At 63.3% G+C, this 15,826-nt stretch carries 35 protein-coding genes; all 35 read right to left on the bottom strand.

Going from position 1 to position 15,826, the window contains the following annotated elements:
• Nucleotides 1-41: 41 nt before the first annotated feature.
• Nucleotides 42-374: a hypothetical protein gene (locus NMAG_RS20360; RefSeq protein ID WP_004268227.1), complete on the bottom strand. Its 333-nt coding sequence runs from the start codon at nucleotides 372-374 to the stop codon at nucleotides 42-44.
• On the bottom strand, nucleotides 358-612 hold the full coding sequence (locus tag NMAG_RS20355) for a hypothetical protein (protein ID WP_012997000.1): 255 nt from the start codon (nucleotides 610-612) through the stop codon (nucleotides 358-360). Before NMAG_RS20355 ends, NMAG_RS20360 begins: the two co-directional genes overlap by 17 nt.
• A gap of 345 nt (nucleotides 613-957) precedes the next feature.
• Nucleotides 958-1,332 (bottom strand): hypothetical protein, encoded by a 375-nt coding sequence (locus NMAG_RS22570; RefSeq protein WP_004268225.1) that lies wholly within the window; start codon nucleotides 1,330-1,332, stop codon nucleotides 958-960.
• A gap of 27 nt (nucleotides 1,333-1,359) precedes the next feature.
• On the bottom strand, nucleotides 1,360-1,944 hold the full coding sequence (locus NMAG_RS20340; RefSeq protein WP_004268224.1) for a hypothetical protein: 585 nt from the start codon (nucleotides 1,942-1,944) through the stop codon (nucleotides 1,360-1,362).
• A gap of 282 nt (nucleotides 1,945-2,226) precedes the next feature.
• Entirely contained in the window at nucleotides 2,227-2,580 is a 354-nt protein-coding gene (locus NMAG_RS20335; protein WP_004268223.1) for a hypothetical protein, read from the bottom strand.
• Nucleotides 2,573-2,932 carry a hypothetical protein gene (locus tag NMAG_RS20330; protein WP_012996999.1) on the bottom strand — a complete coding sequence of 120 codons (360 nt, stop codon included), beginning with the start codon at nucleotides 2,930-2,932 and terminating at the stop codon, nucleotides 2,573-2,575. Before NMAG_RS20330 ends, NMAG_RS20335 begins: the two co-directional genes overlap by 8 nt.
• Nucleotides 2,925-3,206, bottom strand: a complete 282-nt coding sequence (locus tag NMAG_RS20325; RefSeq protein WP_004268217.1) for a hypothetical protein — start codon at nucleotides 3,204-3,206, stop codon at nucleotides 2,925-2,927. Before NMAG_RS20325 ends, NMAG_RS20330 begins: the two co-directional genes overlap by 8 nt.
• Entirely contained in the window at nucleotides 3,199-3,414 is a 216-nt protein-coding gene (locus NMAG_RS20320) for a hypothetical protein (protein ID WP_004268216.1), read from the bottom strand. Before NMAG_RS20320 ends, NMAG_RS20325 begins: the two co-directional genes overlap by 8 nt.
• Nucleotides 3,407-4,171, bottom strand: coding sequence for a hypothetical protein (locus NMAG_RS20315; RefSeq protein ID WP_004268213.1), 765 nt, complete (start codon nucleotides 4,169-4,171; stop codon nucleotides 3,407-3,409). Before NMAG_RS20315 ends, NMAG_RS20320 begins: the two co-directional genes overlap by 8 nt.
• Entirely contained in the window at nucleotides 4,168-4,743 is a 576-nt protein-coding gene (locus NMAG_RS20310; protein ID WP_004268211.1) for a hypothetical protein, read from the bottom strand. The genes NMAG_RS20315 and NMAG_RS20310 overlap by 4 nt, the downstream gene beginning before the upstream one ends.
• Entirely contained in the window at nucleotides 4,740-6,086 is a 1,347-nt protein-coding gene (locus tag NMAG_RS20305) for a DNA-methyltransferase (RefSeq protein ID WP_015968053.1), read from the bottom strand. The genes NMAG_RS20310 and NMAG_RS20305 overlap by 4 nt, the downstream gene beginning before the upstream one ends.
• A gap of 102 nt (nucleotides 6,087-6,188) precedes the next feature.
• Entirely contained in the window at nucleotides 6,189-6,509 is a 321-nt protein-coding gene (locus tag NMAG_RS20300) for a hypothetical protein (protein ID WP_004268206.1), read from the bottom strand.
• Nucleotides 6,502-7,353, bottom strand: a complete 852-nt coding sequence (locus NMAG_RS20295) for a DNA cytosine methyltransferase (RefSeq protein WP_004268205.1) — start codon at nucleotides 7,351-7,353, stop codon at nucleotides 6,502-6,504. Before NMAG_RS20295 ends, NMAG_RS20300 begins: the two co-directional genes overlap by 8 nt.
• Nucleotides 7,346-8,128 carry a hypothetical protein gene (locus NMAG_RS20290; protein WP_012996998.1) on the bottom strand — a complete coding sequence of 261 codons (783 nt, stop codon included), beginning with the start codon at nucleotides 8,126-8,128 and terminating at the stop codon, nucleotides 7,346-7,348. The genes NMAG_RS20295 and NMAG_RS20290 overlap by 8 nt, the downstream gene beginning before the upstream one ends.
• Complete coding sequence (locus NMAG_RS20285) at nucleotides 8,125-8,670, bottom strand: hypothetical protein (RefSeq protein ID WP_004268203.1); 546 nt, start codon at nucleotides 8,668-8,670, stop codon at nucleotides 8,125-8,127. The genes NMAG_RS20290 and NMAG_RS20285 overlap by 4 nt, the downstream gene beginning before the upstream one ends.
• The gene (locus NMAG_RS22300; protein ID WP_012996997.1) at nucleotides 8,663-8,839 is read right to left on the bottom strand and encodes a hypothetical protein; all 177 of its coding nucleotides are present in this window, start codon (nucleotides 8,837-8,839) and stop codon (nucleotides 8,663-8,665) included. Before NMAG_RS22300 ends, NMAG_RS20285 begins: the two co-directional genes overlap by 8 nt.
• Nucleotides 8,826-8,993, bottom strand: coding sequence for a hypothetical protein (locus NMAG_RS22295; protein WP_004268191.1), 168 nt, complete (start codon nucleotides 8,991-8,993; stop codon nucleotides 8,826-8,828). Before NMAG_RS22295 ends, NMAG_RS22300 begins: the two co-directional genes overlap by 14 nt.
• Nucleotides 8,986-9,213: a hypothetical protein gene (locus tag NMAG_RS20275; protein WP_004268190.1), complete on the bottom strand. Its 228-nt coding sequence runs from the start codon at nucleotides 9,211-9,213 to the stop codon at nucleotides 8,986-8,988. The genes NMAG_RS22295 and NMAG_RS20275 overlap by 8 nt, the downstream gene beginning before the upstream one ends.
• On the bottom strand, nucleotides 9,203-9,823 hold the full coding sequence (locus tag NMAG_RS20270; protein WP_004268189.1) for an ASCH domain-containing protein: 621 nt from the start codon (nucleotides 9,821-9,823) through the stop codon (nucleotides 9,203-9,205). Before NMAG_RS20270 ends, NMAG_RS20275 begins: the two co-directional genes overlap by 11 nt.
• The gene (locus tag NMAG_RS20265; protein ID WP_004268188.1) at nucleotides 9,816-10,313 is read right to left on the bottom strand and encodes a hypothetical protein; all 498 of its coding nucleotides are present in this window, start codon (nucleotides 10,311-10,313) and stop codon (nucleotides 9,816-9,818) included. Before NMAG_RS20265 ends, NMAG_RS20270 begins: the two co-directional genes overlap by 8 nt.
• Nucleotides 10,306-10,743: a hypothetical protein gene (locus tag NMAG_RS20260; protein ID WP_004268187.1), complete on the bottom strand. Its 438-nt coding sequence runs from the start codon at nucleotides 10,741-10,743 to the stop codon at nucleotides 10,306-10,308. Before NMAG_RS20260 ends, NMAG_RS20265 begins: the two co-directional genes overlap by 8 nt.
• Complete coding sequence (locus NMAG_RS20255) at nucleotides 10,740-11,039, bottom strand: hypothetical protein (protein WP_004268186.1); 300 nt, start codon at nucleotides 11,037-11,039, stop codon at nucleotides 10,740-10,742. The genes NMAG_RS20260 and NMAG_RS20255 overlap by 4 nt, the downstream gene beginning before the upstream one ends.
• Nucleotides 11,032-11,466, bottom strand: a complete 435-nt coding sequence (locus tag NMAG_RS20250) for a DUF4326 domain-containing protein (protein WP_004268185.1) — start codon at nucleotides 11,464-11,466, stop codon at nucleotides 11,032-11,034. Before NMAG_RS20250 ends, NMAG_RS20255 begins: the two co-directional genes overlap by 8 nt.
• Nucleotides 11,463-11,696, bottom strand: coding sequence for a hypothetical protein (locus tag NMAG_RS20245; protein WP_004268184.1), 234 nt, complete (start codon nucleotides 11,694-11,696; stop codon nucleotides 11,463-11,465). The genes NMAG_RS20250 and NMAG_RS20245 overlap by 4 nt, the downstream gene beginning before the upstream one ends.
• On the bottom strand, nucleotides 11,686-12,558 hold the full coding sequence (locus NMAG_RS20240; RefSeq protein WP_004268183.1) for a DUF5131 family protein: 873 nt from the start codon (nucleotides 12,556-12,558) through the stop codon (nucleotides 11,686-11,688). Before NMAG_RS20240 ends, NMAG_RS20245 begins: the two co-directional genes overlap by 11 nt.
• On the bottom strand, nucleotides 12,548-12,928 hold the full coding sequence (locus tag NMAG_RS20235) for a hypothetical protein (protein WP_004268181.1): 381 nt from the start codon (nucleotides 12,926-12,928) through the stop codon (nucleotides 12,548-12,550). Before NMAG_RS20235 ends, NMAG_RS20240 begins: the two co-directional genes overlap by 11 nt.
• Nucleotides 12,918-13,334: a hypothetical protein gene (locus NMAG_RS20230; protein ID WP_004268180.1), complete on the bottom strand. Its 417-nt coding sequence runs from the start codon at nucleotides 13,332-13,334 to the stop codon at nucleotides 12,918-12,920. Before NMAG_RS20230 ends, NMAG_RS20235 begins: the two co-directional genes overlap by 11 nt.
• Nucleotides 13,331-13,495 carry a hypothetical protein gene (locus NMAG_RS22290; RefSeq protein ID WP_004268179.1) on the bottom strand — a complete coding sequence of 55 codons (165 nt, stop codon included), beginning with the start codon at nucleotides 13,493-13,495 and terminating at the stop codon, nucleotides 13,331-13,333. The genes NMAG_RS20230 and NMAG_RS22290 overlap by 4 nt, the downstream gene beginning before the upstream one ends.
• Nucleotides 13,495-13,722 carry a hypothetical protein gene (locus NMAG_RS20225; RefSeq protein WP_004268178.1) on the bottom strand — a complete coding sequence of 76 codons (228 nt, stop codon included), beginning with the start codon at nucleotides 13,720-13,722 and terminating at the stop codon, nucleotides 13,495-13,497. Before NMAG_RS20225 ends, NMAG_RS22290 begins: the two co-directional genes overlap by 1 nt.
• Nucleotides 13,712-13,912, bottom strand: coding sequence for a hypothetical protein (locus NMAG_RS20220; RefSeq protein ID WP_004268177.1), 201 nt, complete (start codon nucleotides 13,910-13,912; stop codon nucleotides 13,712-13,714). Before NMAG_RS20220 ends, NMAG_RS20225 begins: the two co-directional genes overlap by 11 nt.
• On the bottom strand, nucleotides 13,902-14,204 hold the full coding sequence (locus tag NMAG_RS20215) for a hypothetical protein (RefSeq protein ID WP_004268176.1): 303 nt from the start codon (nucleotides 14,202-14,204) through the stop codon (nucleotides 13,902-13,904). The genes NMAG_RS20220 and NMAG_RS20215 overlap by 11 nt, the downstream gene beginning before the upstream one ends.
• Nucleotides 14,197-14,424 (bottom strand): hypothetical protein, encoded by a 228-nt coding sequence (locus NMAG_RS20210; protein ID WP_004217567.1) that lies wholly within the window; start codon nucleotides 14,422-14,424, stop codon nucleotides 14,197-14,199. The genes NMAG_RS20215 and NMAG_RS20210 overlap by 8 nt, the downstream gene beginning before the upstream one ends.
• Nucleotides 14,417-14,632 carry a hypothetical protein gene (locus tag NMAG_RS20205; RefSeq protein WP_004217566.1) on the bottom strand — a complete coding sequence of 72 codons (216 nt, stop codon included), beginning with the start codon at nucleotides 14,630-14,632 and terminating at the stop codon, nucleotides 14,417-14,419. Before NMAG_RS20205 ends, NMAG_RS20210 begins: the two co-directional genes overlap by 8 nt.
• Complete coding sequence (locus tag NMAG_RS20200; RefSeq protein ID WP_012996994.1) at nucleotides 14,632-15,063, bottom strand: hypothetical protein; 432 nt, start codon at nucleotides 15,061-15,063, stop codon at nucleotides 14,632-14,634. Before NMAG_RS20200 ends, NMAG_RS20205 begins: the two co-directional genes overlap by 1 nt.
• A gap of 9 nt (nucleotides 15,064-15,072) precedes the next feature.
• Entirely contained in the window at nucleotides 15,073-15,816 is a 744-nt protein-coding gene (locus tag NMAG_RS20195; RefSeq protein WP_004217564.1) for a DNA polymerase sliding clamp, read from the bottom strand.
• Nucleotides 15,817-15,826 lie beyond the last annotated feature (10 nt).

Raw genomic sequence — 15,826 nt, 5'->3', positions numbered from 1 at the left:
CCGAACACAGCTGGTATCTGCGTTCAGTGGGGTGACTCGACTCAGTGAACGTTGTCCGACTCGCTCTCGGCGATGGCCTTCGTCTCCTGCGTGCAGACGTGGCACTCGAGCGTGTACCAGACGCCGAGGCCGAGAACGAGGAACAGCACGTTGGCGAGGATGCCGAACAGGCCGACGAGTTCGTCGCGGCCAGCCAGCGCGATCGCGGAGGATCCCATCATCAACGCGGTGCCGACGAGGAACATCAGTAGTATCCAGCCGGGATGGATCCGGCCCTGGCGGATCATCTGGAAGTAGATCGCACCACTGAGCCAGACCCCCCCGGCGATCATGCCGAGTATGTCGGCGATACCGGGATCAATCATCGTCGTCATCCTCCTTGCTGTTTGGCGCGATCTCGATACTGAGACCGTCGCTGAGTTCCTCGATGAGAGGGAGTTCTCTGAGCAAGCGATCGACACCCAGCAGAGCGCCGATCAGCGTGATCAGGATCACCTTGTCGTCGGTTCCGAGAGCGATCTGCGGGTGTACCGTGTCGGCCACGATCAGCGCCAGTAGTGTGATAACTGTCGCGAACCCGGCCAACGCTCGTGCCGTTTGCTTTATTTTCATTCATGACTACCAGGGATATTGGTTGATGCCCAGGGACGGATTTGAACCGCCGATTGGTCGTCGACGTGCGTCGACGGTGTTCTTGGCCTCGAACGGACCTGGGCGCAGCTGCTCTGTAACGGGCAGGGGTAGATGCGAGCCAGTGGTGACCTGTCGGATCGCGAGCGCCGGGGGAATACGGAACGGCGTTCGACGTCGACAGTGCTGGCCAGCATCATGGAGTGGTGACGATGCCCGATCGCCTCGACGTTCGAAGAGGCCAGGAGCATGTGAACGCGCGAATCAAGGTCCCTCGACCGTTTCCCGCGAATATCGCGGGGGCGTCATCGGGACTATGGAGGGCGATCAGTAGCGCTGGCGGGGGTTGGGCTTGGCGTCGAGGAACTCCTCAATTTCTTTTAGTTGGATCCTAGTCCAACGCCCAGAGTCAAGAGCGGTTTGCCAGTCAATCGCGACCGGAAACCCGCTGACACAGGTGCCGTTGCGCGGGTTGACGACGATTCGATACGTGACGCCGCCGATGACTGACTCGAAAAGCGAGGTGTGGTAGTCCTGCTGAGTCAGCTCGCCCTCGGTGATACAGCGCCGGACGATCTCGCCGTCCAGGTGCCGGTTGTAGTCGTCGAAGGCGTCCTCGAACCGGCTTTTGAAGTGCAGGGTCGCGCGGTAGGCAGATGGATCTCTGGGGATGTCGCTCTCGGGGTGGGAATCGGTAGACATGAGGCGTCGACTGGAACGGCGATCGCGTCAGAGTGATCTGCCGACCGCCAGCTGGATGTCGGTGGTTTGTTCGTACTCTCGGTGCAGCGTCTCGATGTCGATCACGACGTCGTCTTCGGCCAGCAGAATGCTTACCAGACGGCCGATGACGTCGCGGTTGCTCGGGTCTGGGTAGTGGAACTTGTGGTCGGTGTTACCGCAGTGACCACAGATCGTTCCCCACCCGACGTGGTCGCCTCGTTGCTTCTCGCCCTTCGACGCGAACGGCGTCAGGTGCTGGAAGCCGACGGCGACCTGGCGAGTGACCTCCTGCGAGTAGTACTCGAGGGTCGGCTCGCCCGTCTCCTCGTCGCGCGTCCAACCGTAGCCGTCCTCGTCGAAGGCGAATTCGGGCTTTGGTGGTTCGATCGTCTTGAGTTCGCGGAAGCAGCTGAAGCACAGACAGTGGTCGTACATCAGCTTCGCGAGCTCCTTCCGGCCCTCGTGCCGGACGTTACATCTGTTCGAGCAGTACTCCTCCTGAAACTCCCAGACGTGACCGTATTCGTCGCAGTCCGGATGTTTGCATTCCAGGAGAGTGGTTCGTTCGTTTGACTTGGGATTGGTTGACATATGCGTAGCTGAGAAGGTTGCTCCGCGTACCCCTCCGTAGTGACTTTTAGCAGTATACGGATTCTCGGGGTGGGTTTGCAGCTCTGGGGTAACTATCCTCCTTGCGTGGGAGCGCGTTAGTGCGTGATTACCGGTTATTCACTGATAAGAGTATTGTCAGAACTCGAATCTGTAGCGGCAGAGAAGGCGGGCCGGATCGGCGGGGAGAGTCATGACCTTATCAAACATTAGAGGGTGCATACCGGGTTAGATGTTTGATAAGGTGAGGCGAGAAACCGCAGTCTACCGCACGACGACTTCGCCGTCGACGTACTGGATGACGTCCGCCGGGAGACGACGACCCACGAGGAGATCGGCGGGGACCCACTCGGGCATCTCGACGAGGTCCTCGAGGAGTTGGTAGCCGCCCGACGAGGGCCGGATCTTGTAGCGGTCGGCGGAGTAGACGACGCAGTCCACCTCGAAGACGTGAACCGAGCCCGCGATCGCCGGGTCAACGTACTCGCGGCTGGTCGCCAGGACGTCGCCCGGCCCGATCTCGTCGCCGTCGACGACCGCCCGCTCGTAGATGACACGACGGTGCGACTCGACGTGCTGCTTCCAGTCGCGACGGACGAACACGCTGGGGTCAGTCATCGGCCTCGTCGACGACGTCCCGCAGCGGATGGTCCGCCATCCACTCGGCGGCTCCGTCGAGTGCCTCCTGGAGGTCTTCTGTGTAGTGAGGTCGGACGTCTCGTTTACTGCGGACGCCGTGCCAGCCGGACTTCTTCCGCTCGATCCAGTAGGTCTCGTGGCCGTCCGGATTCCACCATGACACGCGGTCAGAGGAGATGTTGACGAGCTCCCAGCCGCCGGTCGTGACGCGCTCGGCGTATGCCTCGACCTCCTGCTTGGCCTCGAGGTCGATTCCATCCTCCGGAAGCGATAAGTCGACGTTGTCGAGGTCGCCAGCGCCGAACGCCGAGAGCATCTCTTGGTCAGCCATCGGTCGGAACCTCCTGAAGCAGCCGCTCCTGGTTCTCGTCGAAGTCCGCATCGTAGTCCCAGCGGAGGTCGTCGAGGTCCGCTGGGTTGAGTTCGAGGACGTCGCTCGGGCCGAGGTCCTCGATCGGGATGATCGCCTCGACGACGATCTCCGTCTCGCCGCAGCCGAGGCACTCACCCTGGTATCCGACGCCGGGCGTGTCGACTGCCTCGACCCACCGGACCACGCCGCCGCAGTCCTCGTGGATCTTCGCGCAGAACTCCCACTCAGGCATCGCGATCACGCTCCGGTTCTGGAGACCAGGGGTAGTCTTCGAACGACATGACGTCGCGCTTCGCCTCGGCCATCGACTGAGCGTTTATACCGTGGAGTAGACCCAGGTGATACGCTCGCTCCACGTCCTCGTGATGCCGCCGCATCATGTCTTCGAGTGGATTCGATACCAGGTCGGTTCCGTCCGTGTCCAGTGTGAAGTCAGTCATCGTCTGTTGGGAGTGTGCGTTCGTTCAGGTCGATGCGATTCCGCGACCAGCGCCGGGGTTCCTGGCGATCGGGCTCCAGGTGGACCTCGAGCTCGTCTCGATCGAGGCTCGCGAGACCGACGCCCTTCTCTTCGAACTCGTCTAGGTGATCGAGCGGTTCGTCGACGTGGTCGGCGTCCATGATCACGACGCAGAAGTCGGCGTAACCGCCGTGCTGGTAGGGGGAATACGGGAGATCGTCGCGAGCGTTCTCCATCCGCTGCTTGTGATAGTCCATCCCGACGCCGTAGACCGCTCGCTCAGCCTGCTCGAGGGCCTTCTCCCAGTCCCGCGGCTTCAGTTCGAACGCCCACTGGTCGCCGTGGAGCGGGATGTCCTGGACCTCGCCCGGCTGAGCGAACGTGTCGAACTGGATGAACCCACTCTGCGTGAGCCAGTCCCAGATCTCGACCGGCGTCCGGTAGTTCGACTCGTCGAGCCACGCGCTCTTCGAGAGTGGCGACAGTCGGCGGGCGCGGAGGTAGGACTTCAGGAACCGCCACTCGGTATTGACCGGTGTCAGGCCGTAGAAGTCGCTTCGGCGCTGCTCGACGACGTCCATCTCGAGGTCAACGCCGGCGATGTCCGTCCGGTACGGGAACGACGTCCCGTAGGGGAACTCCTCGATCATCGCCTCCTGCGGAACGCCGAAGACGTCGGGGATCAGCTCCCGCGCCGTCGACGTCATATCGTTGAGTTCGTCCTCGAAGACGGTCATCGTGACCAAACCTCCAGCCGGTCGTGGATGCCGAGGTACGTCGGGATCGCGACCGTCTCGACGAGCTCCCACTCTTGGTGAAGGAGTCGATGGAACCGGTCGTCGCCCGTACAGCCGCCGCGGCCCTCGCCAACGTAGATCAGCGTGTCGCCCTCGAAGGCCTCGACGGCGTCGGCCGCCATCTCGTTGCCGTAGGGAGGCCAGCAGAGGAACAGCGTGTACCCGTCGACGAAGATCTCGCGGGCGCACTCGATCGCCTCGGTCGCCGTCTTGGTGATGATCTCCGTGTAGGTGTTCGGCCGGGGTGGTTCGGGGTCGGTCGCAGCGATCCGGACGTCGAGCTGCTCGACGCACCACGCCCAGTAGCCCGCGCCAGCGCCGACCTCGACGATCGGCGCGTGCTCGGCGACCGTCTCGATCGCCTCCTCGTTCGGGATCGCCCAAGCGTACTCCTGGACGAGCTCCTCTCGCTGCTCGAGGACTTCGATCGCCCGGTCGTCCCAGGAGGCGCGGTTCGCTCCGACGGTGATCCCGCCTGCGACCTCCTCGAAGTACGGGTTTTCGGTCGTCACGGGGTATCACCGACCTCGATGAACTCTCTCAGGCTCGTTTCGTCCTCGTCGAGGAGGAGATCAGGGTCGTCGACGTCGAGGCCGATCCGCTGCTGGGCCATCGCAACGAACTCCGGATTTAGGTCTACGCCGATGAACCGTCGGCCGAATCGTTTTGCTACAAGGCAGGTTGTGCCGGCGCCCGCGAACGGGTCCAGGACGATTCCCGGGTTCGTCTCGTCGGTCTCACAATCGCAGGCGGCTTCCCACCCGATGTGGCGCTCGTACGTCGTCGTGAACTCGCGGAAGTACCCCTCGAGGACGTCCTTCGCCTCGCTGGCGAGCTGCTGAACGCGCTCGTCATTCAGGCCAGAGCGGTTCTGGTTCTTCCCCGCCGCAGCGTCGGCGAACCCGTACGCACGAACTGCCTCGAGGTGATCTTCCGTGAGATCGGACGCTTTGTACACCTCGATCGCCCGGCGAAGCTGCTCGCGATCGGGGCTCTCGACGTTCCACGGGTCGATCTCCTCGGTCAGTTGCTCGTGCGGCGTTCCACACTCAGCGCAAACCTTCTCAGGACACGATGACTTGATGGGGTCCTTACACAGCTCCTCGGGGAAAACTGCGAAGTGAGCGTCCGAGAACTGCGCGGCGTTGATCTCGAAGATGTCGCCCGGGTTCTTGCCGTTCGGGTGGCAGAACCGCGATGGCTCGAGCGAGTGGTCGTTACTCGGGTAGCCTCGTTTCGCCTGGTCGTGCCGACCAGCCCGCTCCAGCGACGCCTCAGAGTGGGGTTCGCGGATGGCGTCGAGGTTGAACCAGTAGTGCGGCTCGGGAACCAGGTGGAACACGAACTCCTTCTTTTCGTTCAGACGGTCGTGTGCGGAACTCGGCATCCCGTTGGGCTTCGTCCAGACGGCGTCGGCGCGGATGATCCAGCCGGCGTTTTCGAGAGCAATCGCCACCCGGTGAGGGACGAGCATCTTCGACTTTCGTCGGATGTTGCTCGTGTTCAGCGGGCCGTTGTACGCATCACCAGCGTCCGCGAGACGAGTCGCCGAGCCGTGTTCGTTCTGGCCCCACTGACCACCTGCGCCGCCGGATCCAGCGAAGGAATCTCCGAGGTTGAGCCACCAAGACCCATCGTCCCGCAGGACTCGCCGGATCTCGCTCGCGACGTCGACGAGTGATTCGATGAACTCGTCGAGGCTGTCCTCGAGGCCGATCTGGCCGTCGACTCCGTAATCGCGATGCCCGAAGTACGGGGGAGATGTGACGACGCAGTGGACCGAGGACTCGGGGAGTTCTGCAAGAACCTCCTCGGCGTCACCCTCGTGGATGTCGCCGGTCCATTCGGAGATCATGTCGACCACCGCCCACAGCTCGAGCAGGTCCACATGTCGTCATCGTCCAGGTGGTGGAGCGTGTCGCCGACACAGTGGTCGCAGTACAGCAACCGCTCGATCTCAGCTTTCGACACGCCGATCACCTCGATCGTCCGTGGATGCCGACCGGATCGAGTCGACGTACCGGTACACCTCAGCGCGGTTGTAGTCCTCGTGCTGGTGCATCTGTGTGATGACGACCAGACCGCCGTTCTCGGGTTTGATGACCACCGCGTAGTCCTCGGAGAGGGCATGGAACTCGCTCTGGTTGCCCTTCTGGAACGTTCGGAGATCGCCGCGGTACGCCGACCGGGCGATGTCGACGAGCTCACGCTCAGTGTACATCCGGAACGCCTTCGACTTCGCCGTCGCCGTGACGTGGACGTCGATCTCTTCAGTCATCGCCCTGCCCTCCTTCTGGATGGATCCCGTCCTGGATGACCTGCTCGATCAGGGCGTCCAGCGTCTCGGGGTCGTCGTTCGTGAACGCATCGAACGTCGCCTGGTCCGGCTCCTTCAGATCGTGACGCTCTCGGAAGAACTCCGGGTGCTTGATCCCGCCGGGCTTCGCGCCGATGTGGAACTGCGGGTTGCCCTCCTCGGGCATCCCCATCACGTCGACGCGCTTGCCGATGACGAGCACGCGCTCTCGGTGCTGCGGGACGCCGTAGTCGGCGGCATCGTGTTTGTCCCAGGTCACCTCGTAGCCACCTGCCTCGAAGTTCTCGCAGACCTCCATGATCGCCTCGCCGTCGTGCATCGTCGCGAGCCCCGGGACGTTCTCCATCACGAAGAACACGGGTTTGGCTTGATGGACGATCCGGACCATCTCCAGGTAGAGCTCGTTGCGCGGATCGTCCTCCTCGCGCTTCCCGATATGGCTGAACCCCTGACAGGGTGGCCCGCCGGAGACCGCGGTGAGTTGGCCGACGCCGATGCCGGCGGCTTCGAGGATCTCCCACGTCGCGACCTTCGTGATGTCGCGCTCCATCAGGACTGGTGGCTCGTCCTGGCCGTAGTTCTCGCAGTCGTTGATCAGGTTCGCCCGATAGGTGTCGGCTGCGTCCTGATTCGCCTCGACCGCGACGAGGTTCTTGAACCCTGCCCGGGAGAACCCGAGATCGAACCCGCCGATGCCGCTAAAGAGTGAGACGTGCGTCGGCGGGTCGGAGTAGCCAATGCGGGCCTGGATGTCTTCCGGCTCTTTGTACCGATGCGTCCCAAGGAACTGACTGCTCTCAAGCATCGGTCGAGTCACCTCCGTTGACGATCTCGACCGGGAACCAGCGTTGATCGCCGCCGTACACCTTGAGGCCGACCTTCGGCCCATCTTCGACGCACTCCGGGTTCCGCAGTTCGTCGGTTCCCTCCTCCGGCTCGAGGTTCTCGGAATCCCAGTCCTCGACGTTCACGAGTGGGTACACCGCTTTCCGCCACCCGTCGCCGCTTGAGGTCGCCTGGTGAGTCGCGGTCGGCGTCCGGATCACGATGTTCGAGGGCATCCGGTACATCTCGGGCAACCAGATGCCGTCCTCACTGACGGTCAGCGGTTCGTCTTCTAGCCCCGCGACGGTGTGCAGCGCCGTCCGGATGAGTTCGACGTCGAGCTCGTCGTCGTCCAGGTCGTCGACCATCTCGCAGTCGACGTCCTCGTGCATCCCGCAGAAGTACTCGAGCGGACCAACGTCGTTCGTACACCGCTCGCCATTGCCCTGGATCGCGCGGCACCTCGCGGAGCGACCGTCGACGTTGCCGAGCCAGCGGACGAGTAGCTCGGGGTGGCTGTCGATCGAGACGGGACCGGCCTGGTTGGCGTGAGTCCCACAGTAGTCGCCAGCCGAGTTCATCCGCGAGACGGGATTCTGACAGCGCCGAGTGCCGTTCGCGATCGCCGGGCAGCGACCGTTCGGGTAGCCGGTGCTCGGTTCTTCGCTCGGCTCGGGGTCGGTTTCCGGTTGGGGATCCGGCTCGCCAGTGGGGGCGTCGCCGACCTCGACGCCGAAGTCGGTGAGGTTCGTCACTTCGACCACCTCGAGATCTTGTGAGAGTCGCCACCGCGCTCGCGAACGTCCTCGAACGGCGTCTCCTCCACTGGCCGGATGATGGCGATCGTCGGGTACTCCCGATCGGGGAGTTCGTCGTCTTCGCCGAACACCTCGAACAGCCAGTCCCGGTCGACATCGACCATCTCCGGGTCGAATCGGATCGTCTTGTCGCCGACGTCCTTCGGCTTCGTCGTCGCGCCCTGGAGCTCGCCGTCGACGACGCGGACGAAGGGGCGGCCGCCGACGAACATGTGCTTGAGGTCGGCGACGAGATCGCCGTTCGCGGCTCGAAGGATGTCCCAGAGCCGCTGGACGTCGTCGACCTCGTAGTAGGCGCCGGCGAGCCGGTCGTATCGTTCGTTCCAGCAGCTGCGACAGAGCGGACGGGTGATCGGTGGCCTCGAGAAGCCGTCCCGGTCAGCATCCCAGTCGCCGTAGAGCAGGAGGTACGAGTGCCCCTCTCGCTCGGCGTCGCACCGGATGCAGGTGCCGACCGGCGGGTTGTCGGGATTAGACATCGCTCCCACCTCGGCAGTCAGAACCGCAGTCCGGGCACTCCCCGGCATCGTCATCGATCGCGACGTCCTCGAGGAACTCGCGGTCGTCTCGAAGTTCGTGACTACCGCTCACCTCGAGTTCGAAGCAGCCGCTCGGGCACGACAGATCGATCGTTTCAGGCATCTGCATCAACACCTCCTGCAGCCGCCGGGGCGTGGCGGCAGCCGACGCAAACGCTGTCCTCGAGGAATCGACACTGAACGGTGTCGCCGCAGTTGTCGCAGGTCGCGACGTTGCTGGCCTTGAGGAACTCATCGAACGTTTCGGGGAGGCCGTTACGCATCGCAATCGACCTCCTCAAGATCGATGTGCTCGCCCGACCACTCGTCGCGGTAGACGTCGCCGGCGACGTGCTCGAATCGCGGACTGTGGCGGATGTAGTCCTCTCGATCCTCGTCGGGCCACCGGAAGCCTCTGCGGTGAAACCGGTAGAGGATCGCGAGCTTCAGCACGACGATCGCCGCGATGCCGATGCCGAGTCCGACCAGGGCATCAGGTAGCATCGAGATCAACCCCCTCTCGTTCAGGTTCCCGTTCAAGGCATCGGTCGGGAATCCAATGCCTCTCGCCACCTGGCCTCCCGGTTTTGTTCTCGTCGAACTGCACGAGGACGCGCTCTTTGAACGAGATCGCGTTACTTGCCGGTACGATAAAGCCAGAATCGCCGACTAACACATCTAATTTCTCCGGCATATCGTCGTACGACTCGGCGAAGGTGACACGCTCTCGATCATCCTGACGGGGTTCTTGACCGCCATCGGCGATGATCAGGTCAGTCTCGAAGACTATCACATCGAGTACCGTCTCAGGCCCTATCGGCTCCCCGGGATAGTACTCGGCCAGCTCGTCGAGGAGTTCTCCGGTCGTAGTGTAGCGGCGATGACCCTCAAAATCGGCGAACGAGACCCAGTCGGCTCGTAACTCGAACTGTGTGACTGCCTTCGCCGTGGTCAACTTGTGGCCGTTCTGGTTTAGCAGGTTGATGACGTCTCCTTGCTCGAACTCGTGTTCGAACTCGTAGCGGATCGTGACCGTCTTCTCGCCGTCCATGATCGCGTCGACGTGCCGATCGTCGAATTTGATCTCTGGACGGGGAGGTGTGGCCTCAGACATCGGGATCGACCTCCTCGGAGAAGTACGCTAAGCAGGACTCGACCGGCCCGATGTGACCGATGTGGTAGCGATACCAGGGCGAGAGGTTCGACTCCCAGGCACCGTGGATCGGCCAGAGCGCGATCGGGTAGTCTCGTTCGTACGCCCACATGACCTCCATCGGCGTCCCGATCGAGCGGACTGGTTCGTAGCCGACCAGCACCGCGTCGGATCCCTCGAGGAGTTGCTTGTCTCCGCGCACGATCTCGTCGACGCCGACCGTCTCGTCGTTGTCGGCATCCGAGACGCCGTCGACGACCGACAGGTTGTCAGCCGGGACGTTGTACTTCGAGAGCGGGTTGTTGAACGCGAACCCGTCGGCGTACTCCGCTTCGAGGTCCTCGCGCCAACCCATCCCGGCGTCCTCGGAGTGGCCGACCGGCCCGGCCAGGTAGACGCTGATCGACGCCGAACGAGGCTCGGCTTCGATCTCGCGGGCGGCGTCAGACATCCCCATCACCCGTGAACGAGTCGAGGCCCTGGTTCTGTTCTTTCCGCCGTTCGTTCTTTTTGAAGTACTCGAGCGCCTCCTTCCACTTCTGGTACTTCTCCTGCGAGAAGTCGTGCCGGGCGTAGTCGACCTGGAGTTGCGGGCCGTCGTCGTACTCGACCTCCTTCGGGTACACACAGATGCGGTCCCAGGGGTTCTCCGGATCGAGATCCAGGATGTTCGAGGGACTGATCTGGAAGGCAGCCCGATCGTTGCCGTACTCACCGTCGTCGGGATCGATGGTGAAGTCGTTCGGGTTGGGATCCTCTGCGAAATACGGCTCGTTGCAGATCGGGCACAGCAGGTTGACCAGATCGAACTCGCCAGTATCTTGCTCGTTCGCTCGTTGCTTCGCCTTTTCCGCAAGCTCTCTATCTGTAACGTGACTCATTCGTAGCTCTCCGTGTTGTATTCGTGATGTGATGCGGTCCACTCGCGACGAACGCCGTTCTCGTCGACGAACGTCATCGTCACCTCAGCTAGGCGCGGGTCGTCGCCAGGGATCATCGAAACCTGTACCTCCTCAGCGACGTCCTCCTGGAAGTCGCGGGCCGATCCGACCTCGGTCAGCTCGATACCGTCACCGACCGGGTGGTCGGGACCGTCGTGACTTCCCATCTCGACCGTCTCGTCTTCGCCAACCTGGAGCAGGCCGTCGTAGATGGCGTCGATGAGTCGCCTAAACATCGTCCTCCTCCACGTTGAACGTCGTCTGTCCGGTCGGCTCGCCCTCGAGGTCGCGCTGGGCGGGCTCGGAGATCGCGTCCGGTTGGTCGCGACCGAGGCGATCGGCCCACTCGGCGATGACCTCTGCGTGGCAGCCAGGCCCGTCATCGTTGAGGCGCTGGCACCAGCAGCCGAGGACCTTCCCCTGCAGCTGGGCGACCGCTTCGCGGAACTCCTCGTCATCGTTTAGGCGAGCCTCAAACTCGCTCCGGAACCGGTCGATGCACTGAACGCGGCCGTGCTCGTCCGTTCGGAACGGGTTGCCGAGCCAGCCGCGCTCGTGGACATCGGTGTTCAGGAGGTGTCGCTCGCCGTTGTCACCGCGACCGACGTAGACGTCGATGTCGTCGTGGCGGCAGTGTCCGACCTGCGTCTCAGCGTCGTTCATACCGACACCTCGCCGTCGTCGTGAAGGCCGGTCGTCCCGTCGTAGACGAGCTCCCAGCCGTCGGCCATCCGCTCGTCGAGGTCCTCAACCGAGACATACTGGCCGGGAACAGTGTCGACCGGGACCAGGTGGAGGTCCTCGTCGTCGCGAGCGGCTTCGTGGACTTCGTACCAGTAGCCCTGCCGCGACTTGACCGTCTTCTCGAGGTACTGCGAGGTGCTACGCGGCATCTTCGCGCACCTCCCACTCGGCGAGATCGGGGCGATGTTCTCGAAGTTCGTCGGTCAGCTCGGGCAGTTCGCGGTAGAGCGTCGTTCCCTCGCCCTCCCAGGCCGCCTCCTGAGCGTCGGCTCCTGCCTCGGCCAACTCGGGTTCGTGGCCCTGCTTTGATCCGCTCGACTGCTTGAAGTAGAACGGGATCCCGAACTCCTCAGCGGCGTCGCGGATGTCTCGCGCCCACGAATGATCCATCTCCCGGCGCTCCTCGCCGCCGGACTCTCCGCCGGCGAGCGCCCAGTCGATGCCCGCGAGCGTCCCGGCCGGGTCCTCGATTGGCCCAACTAATGGCTCGAAGCTGATCCACTTCGTCGACGCGCCCGTCCGTCGCAGGCACTCGGCGCGGTAGGCCCGCCCGTTCGTGCCTATCGAGACGCCCATCCAGAGGTTGTCCGGCCAGCGGCCGTACTCGCGATCCCACTGGAGGATCCGCGCCTCGTCGGGATGACGGCCGCCGGTCTCGGTGCCGTGCTTCGTCAGCGCGATGAAGACGTGCTCCGGGTTCGCCTCGATCTGGTCGAAGATCCGGTGAAGATGCTCGTCCGGGACGAACGTTGGCGGCAGGAACAGGTCGCTCATCGAGTTGACGAAGATGCGCTGCGGCTCGTCGAGCGTCGACGGCCACTCGAGGTGGTGCTCCTGGAGCGTGATGTTCGACTCGGCGTTCGAGACCGTCCACTCGTCGTCGGTGTGACCGTAGCGGTGGAAGCTCGTCCGCTCGGCGTTACAGTTCTGACAGCCCTCGCTGACTTTGAAGCAGCCGTGGTGCGGATTCCAGCTGGACTCGCACCAGGAGATCGGCGTCTCACCGGGCATCGTCCACCTCCTCGGGCGACTCCGTGAACGCGAACTCAGCGTACTCTTCTTCGATCTTCTTGAGGCCGAAGTCGTACTGCTCCCAGAGCCAGTCGTCGACAACCTCTCGTGTCGGAACGTTCTCTCGAATCTCGCCTTCTTTGCTCGCTCCTTCACGCGGGTCCGCTTGCGTCTCGTTGGGGAACTCCTCGATCGCGTCGAGTTCCTCATCGAGGCGCTCGATCGCGTTGTTCACCGTATAGAGTGCTTCGAGCGGTCGGTTCTCGTTGAGTGCCAGCTGGATGACCTGCAGATCAGCTTTTGAGAGCTTCGCCTGCCGGAGTGCCAGATCGCGTTCGAACGCGAGCCGGTTCAACTCCTCACTCGTCATCGGAATCACCGGCGTCCACCGGGTTGAACTTCCACTCGTCACCGTGATCCCAGCACTCCTTCCCGACCATCTCCGGGCCGATGTCCTTCGCCTGCTCGCGATCGGTGACGGTGATCGCCGTCTGGTCGTCGTTCGTGAGCGTGATGATGACGCTCGGGAGGACGTCGTCGGACTGCGCCGCCGACTGGAACTCCCAGTCGTTGACAACGCCGAGGAACGTCGGCTCCTGGTCGTTGTAGCACGAGTGGCAGCTCGCCCCATCCATCGTCGGGTGGACAGTCGATCCGAGCGGCTTCCCGCAGCGGGCGCAGTTCTCTGCGCTCTTTGACGTCTTTGAGGTCTCTGACTGTTCCGACGTCTCTGCCGGTTCTGACGGGCGGTTGACTTCGCCCGTCTCTTTGTTCATCGGCCACCTCCGCCCGTGACTGCGCGGGCCTCCTCGAGGATGCGTTGCTCCCGCTCGGCCTGGCGCTCGAGTTCCGCCGCCTCGTCGATCTCGTCCCGACGGTCGTCGCGATCGTCGCCGATCGTGAACGGGTGACCGCGGTGGTCGCGCTGCTCGAGCATCACTCGACCACCACCGTTCCGTCCGCCGTCAGGCGCTTCGACTCGTTGAACGCGAGTTCGTCGACGGAGTCGTACGTCTCCTCCATCGCCTCGTGGACATCGGAGTAGTTTCCGCGGTGCTCGTGCATCGCCTCGACGAGAACGTCGAACGGGTTCTGGTCATTCACGTCCGCGACCGCGACGAGTTGCTTCGCGTGGTGGAGCTCGGTAGAATCCTCACTCGACATCGGCCTCACCTCCGGGATGAGAGTCCGTCGCGTCAGCGAACGCTGCCGGATCCGGCCCCTTCACCGTCGTTCCGGCAGGGCCTCGAGAGACGACCATCGGGATATCGCCACAGCAGGCGATCGCGTCGCCGCGGTCGTCGTGGACCTCCTCGCAGTTCGCGCAGGCGAACTCGTCGGACTCACTCACCATCGGCCTCGTCACCCCCTACGGACCCGGCGGGCTCCTCGAGGTCGATCGTGACGCCCTCGTCGTCGACGTCGTCCGGGAGGTCCTCGTCGCCGGCGTCGTCCCGATCGTCATCCGGGACGATCTGAAGGTCGAAGACCGGGACGCGCTCGCCGGTCTGCATCGCGGCCTCGATGACGTTGTTCGCCCGGCGTTTGAACTCGACGTCGATGTCCCGGACCGTCGCCTCGCGTTCGTCCTCGACGTAGTCGACGATCTCCGCTAGCTCACGGACGCGATCGCCGGTCTTACTCATCTTCCGAGTCCTCCTCTTCCGCGAGTCGTTCCCAGGCGATCGTGGCCGGGTGCGGTTCGGCATCGGCGGGCGTCGCGACGTCGGGGTCTTCGAGCGCCTGGACGACTCGGTAGAAGCGATCGCGTAGATCGGTCGCTACCTTCCCGGCCTCCTCGCCCTCTACCTCGATCGAGAGTTCGTAATCGTCGACGACGATTTCGGATATCGCTGCCTCAGGCATCGTCCTGCCCTCCATCGATAGCCTCGACGTAGTCCCGCATGCACTCAGCCGAGCAGATATAGTCCGTCATCATCCCGATTCCGTCGGGGTTCTCGTAGACCCTGGTGAAGTACGGCGTTTCGCCAGCGTCGCGGGCGTCGTGTTCGTCCCAGCTGACCGCATCATCGAACTCGTGATCGCACTCAGGAGCCTGACAGGCCAGCGCCATCACGCATCAACCTCCTCTCCCGCGGCGACGGCCCGCATCGTCTCGTCGACGTACTCGCGGACCGCTTCTGGATCGGGCCGTGTAGATGCCTCGGTCATGGTTCGCACGGTGATCCGGTTGATCTCGTTCCGGAACTCGTCGGGTTCGTCCGGGATCGTCGACGGGATCAACTCGTTCGCGACGTCCGTCCAGCCCGGTAGCTGCTCCTCGTCCAGGGCCTCCAGCGTCGCCGCACGGACGTGTGGTTCCGGAACGTCGATCTCGACGGCCAGTTCGGGGACCTCGACCTCCGGAACGTGGACGTCGATCGCCAGCTTCGCGAGCAGCTCGTTACTGCCGAGTTCGGACGCCTTCGGCTTCGACTGCCGAGTCCGGTGCTTGCCCTTCCGCCAGTCGACCACGATCCAGCCTGAGATGGTTTTTTCAGTCATCGTGATCACTCAGTTGCTCTGGATCCGCGGCGAGAGCATGTACTGGACGTCGACGTTGCCCTCTTCAGTCGTGAACGCGAGCTTCACCGGGAACTCCTCGCCGAGTTCGATGGTGACCTCGTCGCCCGCATCGATCGCTTTGCTCATGTCCTTCAGGTAGTCCAACGAGAACAGCGAGCGGGCTGGTCCCACCTGCAGGTCGATCAGGTCGTCGCGTTCGAGGCCGATGTGGACGTCGTCGGTGTCGCCCTCGGCCTCGATCTCGAACAGCTCCTCTTTTTCGTCGACGGCGAGTGTGATGTGGTCCGAGACCATGTCGGCGGCTTTGATGCCGCGGTCGATGTGCCGCCCTTCGAGGACGATCTCGGACGTCAGGTCGAGGTCGGGGATGTCCGGCTCGGCCCGGATGGAGTCCGGGTCGATCAGCGCGAGCGTGAACTCCATCCCCTCGATCTGGATGGCCAGCTTCCGCGTCTCCTCGTCCAGCTCGAGGTGAACGAGGTCGCCGGAGTTGGCCATCCCGATGACGTCTTCGAACCGGTCGACGTTGAGGCCGATCAGGCCACCGTCGGCCTCGTAGGACTCGAAGCCGCTGGCGTGGGCGTTGGATTCGACCATCCCGACGTTCGCGGGGTCGACGGCTCGGACGTGCAGCCCGTCTTCGTTGAGGTTGACTTTGCACTCCTCGACGAGCTGGCTGATGGGATCTGTGAACGATTCAAGTTCGGACTTCGTAGCGATTGCTTTGAACATTGGTGTGGTT

Origin of the sequence: Natrialba magadii ATCC 43099 (assembly GCF_000025625.1) — an archaeon.
Classification (GTDB): domain Archaea; phylum Halobacteriota; class Halobacteria; order Halobacteriales; family Natrialbaceae; genus Natrialba; species Natrialba magadii.
The sequence above is the reverse complement of the archived record's forward strand: the minus strand, read 5'-3'. Positions and strand labels throughout refer to the sequence as shown.